The organism is Microbulbifer sp. CNSA002, from assembly GCF_047324085.1.
Taxonomy (GTDB): domain Bacteria; phylum Pseudomonadota; class Gammaproteobacteria; order Pseudomonadales; family Cellvibrionaceae; genus Microbulbifer.
This window is the reverse complement of sequence record NZ_CP172449.1, coordinates 4,690,399-4,704,916: the sequence shown is the minus strand read 5'-3', so window position 1 is coordinate 4,704,916 and position 14,518 is coordinate 4,690,399. Positions and strand designations below refer to the sequence as shown.

Annotated in this window: 25 protein-coding genes; all 25 read right to left on the bottom strand. The window is 41.7% G+C overall.

Going from position 1 to position 14,518, the window contains the following annotated elements; all coding sequences use genetic code 11:
* Positions 1-366 precede the first annotated feature (366 nt).
* Positions 367-1,014, bottom strand: a complete 648-nt coding sequence (locus ACG1BZ_RS20810; protein ID WP_413663489.1) for an outer membrane beta-barrel protein — start codon at positions 1,012-1,014, stop codon at positions 367-369.
* Between the two features lie 640 nt (positions 1,015-1,654).
* Entirely contained in the window at positions 1,655-2,017 is a 363-nt protein-coding gene (locus tag ACG1BZ_RS20805) for a hypothetical protein (RefSeq protein ID WP_413663488.1), read from the bottom strand.
* Between the two features lie 240 nt (positions 2,018-2,257).
* The gene (locus tag ACG1BZ_RS20800; protein ID WP_413663487.1) at positions 2,258-2,476 is read right to left on the bottom strand and encodes a hypothetical protein; all 219 of its coding nucleotides are present in this window, start codon (positions 2,474-2,476) and stop codon (positions 2,258-2,260) included.
* A gap of 81 nt (positions 2,477-2,557) precedes the next feature.
* On the bottom strand, positions 2,558-2,842 hold the full coding sequence (locus ACG1BZ_RS20795; RefSeq protein WP_413663486.1) for a hypothetical protein: 285 nt from the start codon (positions 2,840-2,842) through the stop codon (positions 2,558-2,560).
* 75 nt (positions 2,843-2,917) lie between these two features.
* Positions 2,918-3,403, bottom strand: a complete 486-nt coding sequence (locus tag ACG1BZ_RS20790) for a hypothetical protein (protein WP_413663485.1) — start codon at positions 3,401-3,403, stop codon at positions 2,918-2,920.
* Between the two features lie 76 nt (positions 3,404-3,479).
* A complete protein-coding gene (locus ACG1BZ_RS20785) occupies positions 3,480-3,863 on the bottom strand; it encodes a hypothetical protein (RefSeq protein WP_413663484.1) in 384 nt (127 codons plus the stop codon).
* Positions 3,864-3,947: 84 nt separating this feature from the next.
* Positions 3,948-4,349, bottom strand: coding sequence for a hypothetical protein (locus tag ACG1BZ_RS20780; protein WP_413663483.1), 402 nt, complete (start codon positions 4,347-4,349; stop codon positions 3,948-3,950).
* A gap of 90 nt (positions 4,350-4,439) precedes the next feature.
* Entirely contained in the window at positions 4,440-4,799 is a 360-nt protein-coding gene (locus ACG1BZ_RS20775; protein ID WP_413663482.1) for a hypothetical protein, read from the bottom strand.
* 383 nt (positions 4,800-5,182) lie between these two features.
* Positions 5,183-5,662 carry a hypothetical protein gene (locus tag ACG1BZ_RS20770; RefSeq protein ID WP_413663481.1) on the bottom strand — a complete coding sequence of 160 codons (480 nt, stop codon included), beginning with the start codon at positions 5,660-5,662 and terminating at the stop codon, positions 5,183-5,185.
* A 60-nt stretch (positions 5,663-5,722) separates the two neighbouring features.
* The gene (locus ACG1BZ_RS20765) at positions 5,723-6,007 is read right to left on the bottom strand and encodes a hypothetical protein (protein ID WP_413663480.1); all 285 of its coding nucleotides are present in this window, start codon (positions 6,005-6,007) and stop codon (positions 5,723-5,725) included.
* Positions 6,008-6,104: 97 nt separating this feature from the next.
* Positions 6,105-6,428: a hypothetical protein gene (locus ACG1BZ_RS20760; protein ID WP_413663479.1), complete on the bottom strand. Its 324-nt coding sequence runs from the start codon at positions 6,426-6,428 to the stop codon at positions 6,105-6,107.
* 472 nt (positions 6,429-6,900) lie between these two features.
* The gene (locus ACG1BZ_RS20755; RefSeq protein WP_413663478.1) at positions 6,901-7,083 is read right to left on the bottom strand and encodes a hypothetical protein; all 183 of its coding nucleotides are present in this window, start codon (positions 7,081-7,083) and stop codon (positions 6,901-6,903) included.
* Between the two features lie 157 nt (positions 7,084-7,240).
* Positions 7,241-7,669 (bottom strand): hypothetical protein, encoded by a 429-nt coding sequence (locus ACG1BZ_RS20750; RefSeq protein WP_413663477.1) that lies wholly within the window; start codon positions 7,667-7,669, stop codon positions 7,241-7,243.
* Between the two features lie 83 nt (positions 7,670-7,752).
* A complete protein-coding gene (locus ACG1BZ_RS20745; RefSeq protein WP_413663476.1) occupies positions 7,753-8,193 on the bottom strand; it encodes a DUF6795 domain-containing protein in 441 nt (146 codons plus the stop codon).
* A 100-nt stretch (positions 8,194-8,293) separates the two neighbouring features.
* Positions 8,294-8,890, bottom strand: a complete 597-nt coding sequence (locus ACG1BZ_RS20740) for a DUF4124 domain-containing protein (protein WP_413663475.1) — start codon at positions 8,888-8,890, stop codon at positions 8,294-8,296.
* A 93-nt stretch (positions 8,891-8,983) separates the two neighbouring features.
* On the bottom strand, positions 8,984-9,871 hold the full coding sequence (locus tag ACG1BZ_RS20735) for an IS3 family transposase (RefSeq protein WP_413662311.1): 888 nt from the start codon (positions 9,869-9,871) through the stop codon (positions 8,984-8,986).
* Positions 9,823-10,176, bottom strand: coding sequence for a transposase (locus ACG1BZ_RS20730; protein ID WP_413662312.1), 354 nt, complete (start codon positions 10,174-10,176; stop codon positions 9,823-9,825). Before ACG1BZ_RS20730 ends, ACG1BZ_RS20735 begins: the two co-directional genes overlap by 49 nt.
* 104 nt (positions 10,177-10,280) lie before the next feature.
* Entirely contained in the window at positions 10,281-10,574 is a 294-nt protein-coding gene (locus ACG1BZ_RS20725; protein ID WP_413663474.1) for a hypothetical protein, read from the bottom strand.
* Between the two features lie 68 nt (positions 10,575-10,642).
* Entirely contained in the window at positions 10,643-11,248 is a 606-nt protein-coding gene (locus ACG1BZ_RS20720; RefSeq protein WP_413663473.1) for a hypothetical protein, read from the bottom strand.
* Between the two features lie 93 nt (positions 11,249-11,341).
* Positions 11,342-11,719 carry a hypothetical protein gene (locus tag ACG1BZ_RS20715; RefSeq protein WP_413663472.1) on the bottom strand — a complete coding sequence of 126 codons (378 nt, stop codon included), beginning with the start codon at positions 11,717-11,719 and terminating at the stop codon, positions 11,342-11,344.
* A gap of 114 nt (positions 11,720-11,833) precedes the next feature.
* On the bottom strand, positions 11,834-12,166 hold the full coding sequence (locus tag ACG1BZ_RS20710) for a hypothetical protein (protein ID WP_413663471.1): 333 nt from the start codon (positions 12,164-12,166) through the stop codon (positions 11,834-11,836).
* A 99-nt stretch (positions 12,167-12,265) separates the two neighbouring features.
* Entirely contained in the window at positions 12,266-12,631 is a 366-nt protein-coding gene (locus tag ACG1BZ_RS20705) for a hypothetical protein (RefSeq protein WP_413663470.1), read from the bottom strand.
* A gap of 115 nt (positions 12,632-12,746) precedes the next feature.
* Positions 12,747-13,028: a hypothetical protein gene (locus ACG1BZ_RS20700; RefSeq protein WP_413663469.1), complete on the bottom strand. Its 282-nt coding sequence runs from the start codon at positions 13,026-13,028 to the stop codon at positions 12,747-12,749.
* A 530-nt stretch (positions 13,029-13,558) separates the two neighbouring features.
* Positions 13,559-13,996 carry a hypothetical protein gene (locus ACG1BZ_RS20695; protein WP_413663468.1) on the bottom strand — a complete coding sequence of 146 codons (438 nt, stop codon included), beginning with the start codon at positions 13,994-13,996 and terminating at the stop codon, positions 13,559-13,561.
* A 91-nt stretch (positions 13,997-14,087) separates the two neighbouring features.
* Entirely contained in the window at positions 14,088-14,396 is a 309-nt protein-coding gene (locus tag ACG1BZ_RS20690) for a hypothetical protein (protein WP_413663467.1), read from the bottom strand.
* Positions 14,397-14,518 lie beyond the last annotated feature (122 nt).

Sequence of the window (14,518 nt, the reverse complement as noted above, 5' to 3'; positions counted from 1 at the left end):
CCTAAGTTCTATTTAGCTTATAGTGCATTTCATGATAGGCCAAAACCCAACTATATAGGGGATCTACTATTAGTAGGTAAGTCCTAAGCCTAGTGTTTAGGCGAACAGCACTAATTTGTTAAGCATCTACCTTTCAAGAGCGACATTAAATCAAGGATGCCACGTACCCATCTCGGTTGCTTGAACCACTGGCCGTTAAGTGAGGACTCACGGTGATGACGATGGACATTTAGGTTACTCTGTTATCATACCACTCGATCTATCCGTGAGTATTGGCTCTAGATCGAGATGTATCAAGGATTTGATACTATTTTAAAAATAGCGCGGCCCTCGATGAGGCCGCCTTCGAATCTGTAAACTGATTATTCAGAAATTATAGCTAAGCGCTAATGCAGAGAAAGATGGGGTTTCATTATCGACGTTATAGATTGTGTGTTCCAGGCTTATGGCCCAATTCTGATAATTCCAACCTGCTGCTATCCCATAGTACCAATCGTAACCATCGTTGCGCCATTTGCTTGATTCTGAGTATTCAACAGGTCCCCCAGTACCTGGAGCTCCAATAACAGTTGGAGCTGCAAGGTACTCCAAATACTCCCCTTTGAATTTATATTTAACATCCCAGCGCTGATATCCAAATCGAAGCCCTGTATATAATGCTTTTTTCGTATCAGTAGAAATAGATAAGCCTAGTGTCTTTAACTTAATCTCTGAGCTGAGGTTTTCTGTAATGCTAAAGTTAGTATCTGTACTTGAGTAGTGGTACATTCCACTAGATTTTCCTAAATCGCTAAATCCACCTTCTAAAGCGAGAAACCTATTGATCCGGTAACCAGCTGAAAAGCTCCAGCCTTCTGAATCTGATAGTGAATAATCATAACTATCTATAACTTCTTGGGCTTCAATATCTGTGTCAACGCTGCCATAAGATATTCTTAAGTAGTAATTGTCTTCCTGAGCGATGGTATTACTTGTGGCAAATAGAGCGAATAAAAAAAAGGTTGTTTTTTTCAAGAGTTTCTCCGTAAGTAACGCTTCGCACAAAGACAGTCAAATAGCGTAGCGTTTTGACTGTCTTTGAGATCAAAGAGAGCGATTGCTGCGACTTGTATGGTTGTTCTTAATCGATTCTGATGTTGAAAATCCTTTTCGCTAACGGGTAAATTGAGATCCACCTTCTGCGGCCACCGAAGGCCTTGTTTGTCACAGTTCGTTGCTGCGCCGGTTTATAAAACAAGTAGGAACGTGACAGACACTCACTAGGCATAACTTGAATAGTCATGTGGGCCTCTAGCCTGGATAGCAAGGCGGAGATAGCTTATCTTATGGAACCTCAAGAGATCAATATCAGTATCGATACCGGTAGCAAACAACTGGATATTTATGTGAGACCTACTGATTAATTCTTTAGTTTTACCAGTAATAAAAATGGTATTAAGGATACCATTAAACAACTACAAATTCTTCGCCATACAATACGATCCCATACCAAAGCCGATGTATAAGCGATTAGTCGACTCTGGCAAACCTAAAAAGGTGGCTCTGATTTTCTGCATGAGAAAGCAGATTACGACCCTGAATACGATGGTAAAAAATAACACCTATTGGAATGAAAGTATGGCTTAAAAACTTGATGAGCGACCATAGTCACTTATTATGAGCTACTGTACTCTCGGCTAAAATCTATACCTCCGCGTAATTTGTAATTCAAAGCTTTCCCACTCTGTAAAATTGGTGCTTTACGAACGTACATTTTGAAACCAGTGGCGCTTATTTTAAATTCCCCTTCCTGGTAGTCAAAACGAAAATCATGCTCATCGAAGCGACCATTCTTTGTTTTTCTCTCATTCACCATATGCAGATCGGCGACTTCTAGCTCACCTTGCCTGGATTCAATGTCAAGTAAAATATCGTAAGCATTTTCAAATACCATCGTAACGGGAGCAACCCAGAACTTAAAATATGCTTCCCCTTTTCTTGGATGAATCCATTGAAAAATGTAATCGAGATCTATCATAAACTCGAAATTCTCCGTATCAGCCAGGAAACCCCATATTTTGGAGTCGTGCCCCCCATTAGGGAGAAGTCTTTCTCAGACCAAATGTTCTTTTCAAGTTCGTAGGTATACACTCTTATGTCTCATAACGCCCGCAGTATGCGAGGCTTTAAAATCAAGGCAAGGCCGAAATGGAAAAGCTGTCGATGTGCCTATCTCTCCATCAGCTTATAACCTTGGTAAGATTTCGAGTTGTCATCACTAACTATTGTCTAAAGTTCTCGATTTACCATAAACCATCCCCAAGTAAGCTACCGGCCAAACGAGGGGGCCAACAATGTATCCCTTCAAAATGAGCGAGTAGTTGGTTTTTTCCCTTATCCAATCACCAAATAGGGCAAAGAACATCGCAATCGCCATAACACTTAAAAAATACATCAGGAAAGCTTTTACTACTGGATGTACCAATTTAATCTGCATCGAAAGACCCTAGAACATAACATTCCAAAAAATGGCGGAGGTCCAGCAAATATGTAGTATTTGCGATCATGCCTGCGCTTGTCATATTTGATTACGATTAGCTTTAACTTCATTCATGACAACATGAATAAAGCCTCGTGCGAATACTACGATAGCAAAGACCAAAATTGAAATACCTAAAGCAGCACTATCGCCAACTATACCTACACCATAAATCGGATCACTTTCACGCTCCGTTTGCAAGAAAAAGATAAGCCACAATAAAAACCATACGGCAGTACAATAAATCAGTAGTTTTTCACCCCAAGGCAATACTAATGGGGAAAATACTGTCACCGAAAGAATGCCCAATATGAAAAGTGTCATAAAGTCCCTTTACACATGACGCAAAGTGAAGGAGGGAGAGCGTAGCTCTGTGTCCCGCTTGCATGGATTGTTAGCTCATTCGCAAGCATCGGCTTTAGGCCGCGTTAATCCAAGGGGTGACGTAACTGTTATTTGCTCCACCTCAAGGATGATTGAACCACTTATGCTATCGGAGTGATACTCCAATCGGTAGCTAGGGCCATCCATTATAATGATCTCTGACTCAGCCGGCTTTTTAATGCCAACAAATATCTCTGTTGTTTCAAATATGGCACGTTTAATTTCTTTGATGCCAATTTCTATTTGAGGGCAGTCTGAAACTTTGATAATGCGCTTGTCGAGGCCAACTTCCGGAGTATAAGCAATATAGAGCACACCATCATTTATGTGGTAACCGTACTCAGATCCAGGTGCATACCAAGGCCCTGTTAGGAAGGTGATGCCACCAAAGTAATCAAGGTCATCCCCGTATGCGGACTGCAATACATCCTCTTTATTCTCTTGTGACGTACAAGAAGACAAGATCATCGGTATCAGAAATGTAAATACTCGAATCTTCATAGAGAGCTAACGTTACCAGCTGGGTCCAAAAAATCAGAGCGAAGCGGCGGTTTTTGGCCGCCTCTGGCGGACTTAGTTATGTTTGTACTTGTTTATATGCATAATACTTGAACAGCATTGCTTGAATTAACGCAAAAGAACCATAAATTATTGCCGTCTCTGCTACACCTGAGAAAATATATATAACGACAGTAAAAACCACTGCCGCGCCGAAATATAGAAAATAACTTCCATTGCCGTACCTGCAAATTAACCAATGAACAGGAAAACCAAATAATAGCCAGCCAACGATTGAGAATAGTAAGTAAACCCCCAGAAAAATTAATGAGAACAACCCAAAGCCCGCCCAACTATATAGATCTTGAGGAAGTCCAATTTCATACAATGTATAGATGAGAACAAGGAACGCGGGGAAAAACACGCTCTTTAAAATTGCTGAATCCCACCTTCCCAAGTTCATCGGATGCACCCAAAAATAAAACGTCTTGCCTACAGGCTGACCGTCAGGGCGGTCCAGCCCGGAGGGCGACTGTGCGGCAACTGGTTATGTTTTGATTGTAGTATAGTCATCTATGCTTTGGACTTTAAAAACTTTGTTATTTGAGAACTTAAACTCTATTTGCGCACCACCAGTTATGCGGTTTGCTGAAACTGATTTTATAACTGTACCTTCAATACCTAACGTTTTGCCCCAATCTATTAACGGGTAGCCAAAATCTGTTTCTCTACTGGCTTTAGGGTCTTCTAGGCCATTGTTACCTGAGCGCCAAAATAAAATTTCATAATCAACGTAAACTCTGATCCAATCACCTGAAACTTTTATATAAAGGATATTGGCTTGATCTTCTCTTTTATTCTTACACCAAAATTCTTGAGCGATCAGCTTCTCAAGTTCTTTGTTTTCTATTTCTGGCCAATCGCCATTAATTGAAATTTTATCCATCACTTATAGAGCATAAGCCGTGCTAAACGGCGCGCGCCTTTCGCGCGTCCAGTGGAGGCCGTTTTTCGGTCGGAACGGTGTTTGAGTACCTTGTTATGGGCTGCATATATCAATACCCTTTTTCCTAAGATAGGTGATGAGATGATAGTTATATGTTTCCGCATATACTGGCGCAATTACTTGGTACTTCCTTTCTGCGAAGCTATCTATTACGTCGTCAATCTTTAAATACTTGACATTGCTGCCATATTCGCAATTCTTATCAATGAGAGGAACTTCGTTAAGAAGCATGCCTGTAAGGCCAATCAGCCGTAAATCACCATTATCAGCCGCAGAGATAGCCTCGCTCTCTGGATTTGCGTGTAAAATCCAGTCAAAACCCTCTTGGTAATTCTCGGGGCTTGAACAAGACGCCGCTAATAAAGCTATAAAAATTACTCTAAAAATATTCATACTTTGAGAGGCTCATAACGCTGAGGTTTGGGGCCGAAGAAGCGAAGCGTAGACTGTCCCAGCCGCGTCTTTCGCGGCGACAACACCGACTTGTTAAATGGCTGAACTATCAATTTAGCACTCATCTACTTTTTGGTGCCACGTTTTAAGTGAAGCTCGAACAAGCCATAACCCAATGTGGCAAGGCCGATTAACACTGCAATTAACCCAGAGTATGAATCCCTGCCTACAGATGTATATTTGTTACCAGTAAATTCTTTTACTTGTAGTAATTCCATGCTACCCCAAAGGCACATAGCAACACCCAAAAATATCAAAATTATAGGGATAACTAACTTCATGTTACTTTATATGTTGTCATTTAACGCCCGTACCTACGCTTGTTATATTTGTAGTGGAACATCGAATGAAATCTCACAAAGAGGCCTCATAGATACCCTATGGCCATTTCCGTCTTTATTTCTTTCAACGCGAATATGCGGCTCATAAAACACTACAAACTTTGATTTCTCTAAAAAATCTTTTGACCCACTCAGCTTGTATGAGCGAAAGCCAGTATCTTCCCCTGCATTCTTGAGCGCGATTTTCGCGCTCGGGCTTACAAATGTCGCCCCAGCAAGGTTCATATGCTTCCAAACTAAAGGCACTGACAGCTTAACATGAAGCAGACTCTCCTCACCGGAGAGTTTCGAAGGCTCGAACTCCAAGTAGGACAATAAGTCATCATCCCCACATGATAGAGCAAGCGATGAGTAAAGTAAGAAGCTGAATAGTAACGGTATTCTCATCATAAAATATAACGCCTCAATAATGGGCCGGAACGCAGCAACCTGCTTGTACTCGTTAGGTTTTGGATTAATCAAGTGGATTATCCTCTAAATATGCGTATAGCTCTTGTTGTATGAGACGAAGACATCCCATTTCTAGCCATTTTTCAAATGCTTCTGGTTTAGCGTGTAAACCATATTTCCATCTAGTACTTGAGATTTTTCGTGGTCATAGTTAACAACACAGCGAATATGATCAACGGCAAGCCCAGTCGTATAAAGCTCATCCATGTCTCTTTCTCGATCACCGTTCTTACCGGGAAGATTTTCAAGCAAATCCTCCCGGTTGTAGACCAAATCCCACTCCATAAAATCGAGAAGATCGTGCTCTCTGCTTTCATTCAGTAATCTTCGGATTATGTTCGTATCTGGTTCTGGCATCTCAAGGAAACCTAACGCCCTGCTAAACGGCGAGCGATAGCGAGGCCAGTGGAGACCATTTTTTGGCCGGAACGATGTTTGAGCAGTTGGTTATATTTTATCTTACCCATAAATTGTGTTTATTTCTAAGTCTATTTGCTATTACAAGCTCAAATGGCTGCCATACTAAAATTGCCAATAGAATATAGATTGCTAAATGAGAATTTTGGTTGAATGAAAAGTAATGGCTGTAAACAGCAATTGTAATAATCAAGAGCGCCAAATACAGCACCAAGGACAAAACCGATAACACCCAAGGAAATGGTTTATACACAACTTGGGTTTTACAGTGGGGGCACTTTATACGGCTTGGAAGTGCGGCTTTCACTATTGCCAGAACACCAATATCTTTGTCGCACACAGGGCAGTTCTTTCCTTTCAATTATGTATTCCCTTAAAAAATATAACGCCCACAGCACGGGCGGCTGGAGCGTAGCGTAGGCCGTCCCGCGTAGGCCCGAAGGGCCGTAGCAGCGTGCCTGTGATTGTTATGAGTTGTCACCGGATCTCCACACCAATCTATAAAAAATTCGAATTAACCAGATAATACCGTATACCGAAAGCGAGCCGACAATAAACCAAGATAAACCTATTTGCAGCCACGCCCCCCAATAAATTGCACCCTCACAATGAAACTCACATTGCGGATTATGCTGCCAAGCAACATATAGGCTAAGTACCGCAATAAATAAACCAAAAATGAGTGCTGGAATAAGATTGAATTTCATTATCTAACCGATGGCTCATGACGCCCGCTTAACAGTCAAATACTGGCTGGCTAAAATCCGAAGCGCAGCGTAGGAGCCAACCAGTATTTGTCCTTGTTGAAGCGCTTGTTATATTTGCAAACAAACTTACAACCATTGAATTAAGTTTGTGAACCAATCGAATGTAAAAACGGTTGTATAAATTTTCAAACAAACTATCCCTATAAACAGAACGATTAATCCAGCTTTAACCTTACGGCTTTTTACATTGTTCCAGAATGAAATCTTTGAGTTGATCTCACTTTTAACTTTTTCAAGTCCTTCTTTCATACACCATTTCCCTATGTTGATAAAAGTTGAATACTGAACAAAAATATAACGCCCCGTTAAGGGTCCGGAACGTAGTTGATTTATTTGTGCTATTAAAGCACAAACAAAGCGACGCAGTGGAGGTCCCAGCCAGATTGCTGGCGCTTTGAATGGCTTGTTATGAGTTTTTATCTCTTAGCTGTTTTAATATATCTAGGCGATAATGTTCCGCGTGATCTACGGTATAAGAGCAATGGCTATAGCTAGTATATTTTTCATTATTTTTTCCACAAACTAAGTATTTACTACCTATCGTTGGATATTGGTCACAAGACGAACCAATCATATGCTCAACTTTAAGCCCTTTTATTTTACTAGGATCGCCTTGAAATACTTCAATAGGGGCACCAAATTTACCCTTTATTTCGCCTCCTGATCCATCAGATTCTTTATATTCTTCTTTTACTAACCGAGCAACAAATAAAGAATCACACGAAGACAAATAATCCTCGACTTCAATATTTGAACAAGAGCATGCCATACCCATTTGGGGAAGTATTAATACCAATAGAAATATCAGGACATTCTTCATTTTAAACTTACTCATAACGCCTCAATAACCGGCAGCTGGAACGTAGCGAAGCGTAGTGTAAGCTGTCCGGTGCTGAAGGCGCGTAGTTAATTGACTTGTTACATGCTGGTACATAGCACGGCCCCCTTGCCTGTATTTGTTGATTCATTTGAAATATCACATTTTAATGTTGCATTGTCTTTTTCGGTAACAATACCAACAGACTCGCCTAGCCAAAGTGTCAGAGATGATTCATTGACAATTGCACATACTTTCCATGAAAAAACACTATCTCCCATAACGGAAAAGAGAGAAAAATGCTCGTCAGCTGGCAATAGAAACTTTCCTTCTATGTCAGTGACCACCTCTCGATAACTATCGGGGCAACCCTCTACAGGTTTAAGCCAATCTGTGCGTGCAGCCTTGATAGTAATACCTGAAATAGGCTTACCATGATCTATTAGCACCCCTCCAATTTTTGGTGCCCAGATTTCAGTGTGGGGATTAATTGCACAGGCCGAAATCAAAAATGTTATTACTAGTAATGTTGCGATTTTCATAATTTATGAATGTAACGCCTTTAGCACAGGCTGGCGGATCTGGCACGTAATTGCGAAAGTAATTTAAGTGACAGGTTTGCTAGTCCTTTGCCTAAACTTGTTAGTTGTGTTTGTCAGGGTTAAATGAAGGCCAGTTGGTGATGCACTTACCATCCCCTTTATAGTCAGTGCCATATTCTTTTATATCTTGAAATTTTCTGATGTTTCCTGAAGTTGCTTTTTGAGCTTGAAAATCATTGCCCACAAAGAAAACACCAGATTTAGATTTACAGAAACTTAAAAGATATTTGTTAGAAAATATTTGTTTTCTATCATAAGGCGGCCTCAGATATACGATTACCGAGGCCGTATCACCTATGTTTAAATCGCCTTTATAGACCTCTAAAACTTTTCCATTGACTCTATAAGGTTTCCAACCAAAAGGCATATATTTGAGAATACTATCATTACCTTGAAATTCATATATAGACACATTTTGAAATAATGCTGAGTAAGCTGTATCTACATAATTGGGCTCAATCCACATTGAGTGATTATAATTTGATTCTCTCTTATGTTTGATACTTAGCTTTTCTTTAGACTTTGTTGTGCACTCTTGCTCTTGAAAGCTGACTTTCCCCGATTCATCAGTGCATTTATAGATTGCAGCCTCTGCTTGTCCAATTAAAAATAATACCAAAATTGCGATATATCTCATTTTACTCCCTTACAACTAACGCCGCCATAACGGGCAGCCGAAGCAACGCGTAGAAGCCTCCCCCCTTAAAGTAGACGCCACCTTATATTCATCTTATGCGGCCATTCTTTCATATTCATCTGGGCTTTTGAACCCAAGTGAACCATGTCTTCTTTTAAAGTTATAGTACCTATCAAGATACCAAGCTAAGTTAGCTCTTAGTTCCTCAACGGATTCAAAATTAAATCCTTTGAAACTCTCAGTTTTCAGTGTTTGAAAAAATGATTCTACATACACATTATCATTCATAAATCCTGGACGGTTCATGCTCGGCTCAATACCCAGTTCTTTGAGTCGACTTTGGTATGCATAAGCACCGTACTCAGAACCTCGGTCACTGTGAAATATTAGATCTGATTCTATATTTCTGCGACGAACAGCTTTATTTAGCGCTGACAGTGTTAGCTCAACAGTTCGAGTATCCGACAACTCCCAACCCAACACTTTCCGGGAGTAAAGATCAATAATCACAGCTAAATATTGCCATTGTCCATTGATCTTCAGATAGGTTACATCACCAGCCCATTGAGAGTCTGGTTTACTCGGCATACCATGCTCTCTTTGTAGGTTTTCAACCTTAATATAAGGATTTCCAGGCAAAGGGCGTCGACGATAGATCCTTCCAGCTTTCCCCACGATTCCAGCCTCTCTCATAAGGCGTTCAACGCGTTTGTGATTTATTCGTTCACCATTAGCTTTCAGCTCTGCGCTAATTCTTGGACTTCCATAATTACCATCATGCTGTGTATAGATAGCTTCGATACACCCTAGAATTCGCCTATTCTCTATGTCACGAGTGCTCTCATCTCGATTGAGCCACTTATAAAACCCTTGGGGTGAAACATTCAAGTATCTACATAAGTACCTGACACCAAAGTCTGATCGATTAAGAGCTATGAACGAGAATCTTTCAGCTTTGGATCTTTCAGGTACATTTCCCACTTTTTTAGGAAATCATTCTCCTTTTGCAATTTCTCGACCTGCTTTTTTAGACGTCTTATCTCTTTATCATCGGTTTGAGACCGATTTTTCGTTGTTTTTGTCATACTTATTCTACGACTGGGCTTCTCGACCAGCTTGCCTTCTCTACTTTCCTGTCGCCATCTATACACCATTACTGGATGCAAACCAATAATGTTGGCGATAGTAGTCGTATCTACTTTCAGTTGATTAGTGAGAGCTACCACTCTAACTTTGAATTCTGTTGAATATTCAACAACTCGCTCTTCACTCAGTATTTTCGGCATTTTTTCCTACCCTATTCAAAAGGTAGGCGTCTACTCAATGGGGGAAGGTTTCCGTAGGCTGTCCGGCGCCGATAGGCGCAAAGTTGATGGCCTTGTTAAGTGTTTTACGCACGTGCTTGCACCTCATGGTGCTTACCTTGCAGCCACACGTGCAAATATTCTTGGTCAGCACGAACCTCAATAGTTGGCTCATTAGTTGATGAAAGCACTTCATACTCGTAACCAGGGGAGCCTGACAAGCTAACTACTTGTGCAATTCCTCTTTCAAAGCGAACATGATTGCCGTTGCCACATCTACTACACAAGCACCAAACCGTTTGGCGTAGAGGCCAGGAAAACTCCGCACTATCTATGGCAGATTGTAATTCTATTTCTGATTCGCAGTGCTTACATTTCATAGAACACTTAACGTCTGGCTCTGGGGCTGCATGGAGCGAAACATAATGCAGTCCCTAGCAGCCACTTGTTACGTGCTGAATTTGCACAGATGTTTGATTGTTTTTTCATGTTCTTTACCCACCAAACCGACATCTTGATGAAAACGAAATCCAGACCTCTTAACTTTGGCCGCTTCAAGTGCCTTTTGTGCTTCTGAACCATCGTTATTGATTAGAGCTTTAGAGGCGTGCCACTTATAATGATCAAGTGGAAACGTAAGCCTATCAACATGCTCATGTAATACACTTAGTGCGTAAGCGTACTCATTTTTTATTTTTTGAGTTGCCACCAAATATGGATAATCAAGGTACACCCCTGTTTGATGGTTTGGAAACTCCCTTTCTATTTCAAGTATCTCTTTAAAGGTGGCTATACATCCTTCGAGATCATTTAGCGCGATAAATGCATTGGCTTTTGCTAATAGTGCTCGAACATCTTCAAATTTGTCTTTTCTGGATTCGAAGTATTCATCAACCAAACGAATAGATATCTCTGGATGCTTGTCAGCCAAAGTAAGAGCTTGGATTACCAAGTACTGATCTCGTTGCGTTCTTGCTCGTTTCAACTTCGAGTAGAAGTACTCTTCGATAGATTCGTTCCAATCTTTATTTCTATACCTATCGTCAAATGACACGATATCCCCTTAGCACGTAATGCCGCCAGCAGGGGCCGAAAAACCAGAGCGAAGCGGCGGTTTTTTGGCCCCTCTGGCTGGGCTTGTTAACTCTTACTTCCAGAACTGCCACCATTTTTTAGTTTCCTGACTTTCTGGAAGCTCATTGTTACCTATGTAAGCTCTATCTGCTTGAGGGTCAAAGACAATAAGCTCATGTTGTTCGAGCAAGCTCCAGACGAATTTACCTACCTCGGACGCACGGCTAAAAACCATGCTCACGATTATGTGGCCTTCACCTTTATCGAAGCCGCACAACCAAGGACTATTATCAACTTCATCATCGGAGAGAGTATCAATGCATGGATATTCATTTTCTAAGGCTGAAATGAATGACTTAAGCTCCTCTGATTGCGGCCATGAGGGAGCTGCTCTCACTTCCGCTGTTGTGGCTCCTTGCTTTATGGAAAAGAAGCCTAAGTCATGGCTCATACTCAAATTCCTTTATGGGAGTTAATGTCCGGCTTTGGGGAGGACTTGTAGCTGCGAAGCAGCGGAAAGGCCGTCCCAGCCTCGCAGGGGCGACAACAGCCGCTTGTTATGCACTTAGTCATACCACCATGCTTCAGATTGCATAAATGAACAGAACTGTGAAACATGATATTCACGCATAGTGCCTTGGCTGTTTAAGGCATCACGTCTAAGAACATACCCTTCAATTAGCTTTAGTGAGTTGGGCACAGTAATCCATTCATAAACCTTGTCTGTACCCGTAACAATCCCTTGTATCTTTTTGGATGCCTCTGCCGCTCGGTCCTTGGTGAAATATGATTCGGGCATTCTCATATCAGGTTCGACATTTTCGTTTACAGGGCATAAATCTTCTGCCCATGTAGAATGGGCAGATAAAGCCAAAATTATTGGAAGTAAATTTTTCAACTTATACTCCGTAAGAGTGCATAACGTCGCCAACAAAGGCCGAGCGATAGCGAGGTCCAGGCAGCGCGCATTTTGCGCTGCCGATTTTGCTTGGCTTTGTTATGGCTTTTCATAGCACCCCATTGCTTTAGGAAACACAAAGTTCGCTACGCCGCGCCTACCTTCAAGGTCTCTTGATATAGCAAGTAGCTCGCCATCCTCATTAACTTTCCCACACACGAACAATACCCCTAGCTCATTTTTAGCTTTATACCTAAAGAACAAATAAGCTTCCATGTCTCCCTCGTTATTAATACGTGCCTGCACTTTTCCTGGCATGAGTTCCACTTTTGCGAGGTCTGAGTGCCTTAACTGAATATGCGATAGTACATTGAATACAACATCATCTTTATTGAAAGTAAAAAGTTTCCCTGAGTAAGAGGGAAATGAAATAAAGAGTAAAATTAGTGGAATTAATCTTTTCATCGATAAACCATAACGCCCACAGCAGGGGCGACCGAAGCGAAGCGTAGGGCGTCCCGCGCAGGCCCTACGGGCCGGAGCATTCTGCCTGTGTTTGTTAAGTGAGCTTGCTTGCATCCTATTTAGAACCCAACCACATGATAAACACTGCAAAAATAATCACTAAAGACTGCAGTATGGTGCCCACCTTGACTGAAATACGCAGAGCAACGCCAGGAATCAATAAGCTTAGGGACCCTAGCAATGATACTGAGGCGATGATCCTATCAATACTATGCGGCTCTTGGTGGATTGGCTCTAGAGTAATATTTAGGAACAGCCACATGGAAATCAGCGCAAGTATAAAGCCAAGGCCAATTTCGACGCTCGATATATGCTTTAAAGCTTTTGAACTTTTCATCACAAGCTCACATAACGTTGCCAGCAAGGGCAGCCGAAGCGGAGCGTAGGCTGTCCAGCCCAGCCTTAAGCTGGGCGATCTTGCCTGGCCTGGTTAAATTTTATGTCCATTGAGGCCACCCCAGCGATTTAAGCCATATTAAAAAACTGATACAGCTCAGATATGGTAAACAATTGTACAGTCTGAATCGCTGCTTGCGATACCATAGAAATAAAATAGCCAAATACGTCGCGGTAAAACCGGCAACTACATGGAGAGCTAGCCTTGCAACGTCACGAGACTCGTTTGTATGGACAAAGCCCATCTCAATGACATACCAGTTTACCCACATAGCCGATAACCACGGTAAAAGTGAAATCACAATGAGAGAGTTATCAATACGACTCACTGGAGATTGCCCTTAGGAAATTTAACGCCCAGCGCAGGCGCAGCCAGCGCGGAGCGCATTTTGTGTTAGTGTTTGAGCGCCAGCGAGTAACACAAAAGGTGCGTAGCGTTGGCTGTCGCTCTGCCGCTGCTTGTTACTAGCGCTACGGAGCACTGCGCTCGCCTTTAGCGAGAGCCCGTAACTTCTCAAGCTCTGGCAACACTTGCGTACCTTCTGGATTGAAATAGCCCCAAGAACCACTTGGTAGAGTTACAAAATCTGTATCGCCAAGATATATAATATATTCCATTCCGGTTAGTAGACCGAGCATACAATTACCTGGGCTGAAAGTAAGCTCTTTTACATAGCCGCTCTTAGTATTACGGCCTTTGTAGGACTCAATCAATTTATATTTTGCTTTAACAATTTCGAAGGTTTCACCTTCCAAGTTCTCAGTTCCCAGCTGAGTTCCGACAATCTTTGCTCGAAATACACGATTTGCATCTTTAAATTTTTCTTCGCCACTACGCTCGCTAAAAGAACAAGCGAGTACGTCTTGGCCAATCACTGAAAGCAATAATGTGATGATGATCTTATTCATATGGTTCTAGTAACGCCCCGCACAGGGGCAGACAAATAAGCGCAGCGTTTTGGCTGTCCCAGCGACCAACGGGAGCGATTGCTGCGGATTGTTAAGTGCTTTTAGCACGATCTACCCGCTTAATAAGATCATTCACCATTGGATTTTTAGTGAACATGTTAAAGCGCATGGGAGGATTAAATGCCAGCTCTTTGCCAATTGCTCCTTCTTTCCGCAAATGAAGTACAACCTTTTCTGGGGACTGCATTTGAGTATGACTAACATTGATGATGTCTTTTAAGTACACCCTTTGTTCTTTATCCCCTTTTCGGAACATTACCGAATCTCCTTCGTCGTAGACCTCATCAGCCAAGTCCCAAAGCGACTTCTTAAAGAACAAGAAAAGACTCAGCCATTGCACCCGACAATACCGCTGTAATGATAAAAAAAGCCAGAAATCCAAACCACACGGAGGGGAATAGCTTTTTAAAATAAAATGTCGAACCAAAAATTTTCTTCATATTCTTCCTGCACTTAACGCCG

What these genes read in the sequence shown, in the direction of transcription:
- ACG1BZ_RS20805 (WP_413663488.1), bottom strand. Translation starts at nt 2,017, where the DNA reads ATGATAGATCTCGATTACATTTTTCAATGGATTCATCCAAGAAAAGGG.
- ACG1BZ_RS20715 (WP_413663472.1), bottom strand. Translation starts at nt 11,719, where the DNA reads ATGAGCCATGACTTAGGCTTCTTTTCCATAAAGCAAGGAGCCACAACA.
- ACG1BZ_RS20785 (WP_413663484.1), bottom strand. Translation starts at nt 3,863, where the DNA reads ATGAACTTGGGAAGGTGGGATTCAGCAATTTTAAAGAGCGTGTTTTTC.
- ACG1BZ_RS20750 (WP_413663477.1), bottom strand. Translation starts at nt 7,669, where the DNA reads ATGAGTAAGTTTAAAATGAAGAATGTCCTGATATTTCTATTGGTATTA.
- ACG1BZ_RS20700 (WP_413663469.1), bottom strand. Translation starts at nt 13,028, where the DNA reads ATGAAAAGTTCAAAAGCTTTAAAGCATATATCGAGCGTCGAAATTGGC.
- ACG1BZ_RS20740 (WP_413663475.1), bottom strand. Translation starts at nt 8,890, where the DNA reads ATGAGATATATCGCAATTTTGGTATTATTTTTAATTGGACAAGCAGAG.
- ACG1BZ_RS20800 (WP_413663487.1), bottom strand. Translation starts at nt 2,476, where the DNA reads ATGCAGATTAAATTGGTACATCCAGTAGTAAAAGCTTTCCTGATGTAT.
- ACG1BZ_RS20765 (WP_413663480.1), bottom strand. Translation starts at nt 6,007, where the DNA reads ATGCCAGAACCAGATACGAACATAATCCGAAGATTACTGAATGAAAGC.
- ACG1BZ_RS20705 (WP_413663470.1), bottom strand. Translation starts at nt 12,631, where the DNA reads ATGAAAAGATTAATTCCACTAATTTTACTCTTTATTTCATTTCCCTCT.
- ACG1BZ_RS20730 (WP_413662312.1), bottom strand. Translation starts at nt 10,176, where the DNA reads ATGCCGAAAATACTGAGTGAAGAGCGAGTTGTTGAATATTCAACAGAA.
- ACG1BZ_RS20790 (WP_413663485.1), bottom strand. Translation starts at nt 3,403, where the DNA reads ATGAAGATTCGAGTATTTACATTTCTGATACCGATGATCTTGTCTTCT.
- ACG1BZ_RS20755 (WP_413663478.1), bottom strand. Translation starts at nt 7,083, where the DNA reads ATGAAAGAAGGACTTGAAAAAGTTAAAAGTGAGATCAACTCAAAGATT.
- ACG1BZ_RS20695 (WP_413663468.1), bottom strand. Translation starts at nt 13,996, where the DNA reads ATGAATAAGATCATCATCACATTATTGCTTTCAGTGATTGGCCAAGAC.
- ACG1BZ_RS20775 (WP_413663482.1), bottom strand. Translation starts at nt 4,799, where the DNA reads ATGAATATTTTTAGAGTAATTTTTATAGCTTTATTAGCGGCGTCTTGT.
- ACG1BZ_RS20725 (WP_413663474.1), bottom strand. Translation starts at nt 10,574, where the DNA reads ATGAAATGTAAGCACTGCGAATCAGAAATAGAATTACAATCTGCCATA.
- ACG1BZ_RS20795 (WP_413663486.1), bottom strand. Translation starts at nt 2,842, where the DNA reads ATGACACTTTTCATATTGGGCATTCTTTCGGTGACAGTATTTTCCCCA.
- ACG1BZ_RS20745 (WP_413663476.1), bottom strand. Translation starts at nt 8,193, where the DNA reads ATGAAAATCGCAACATTACTAGTAATAACATTTTTGATTTCGGCCTGT.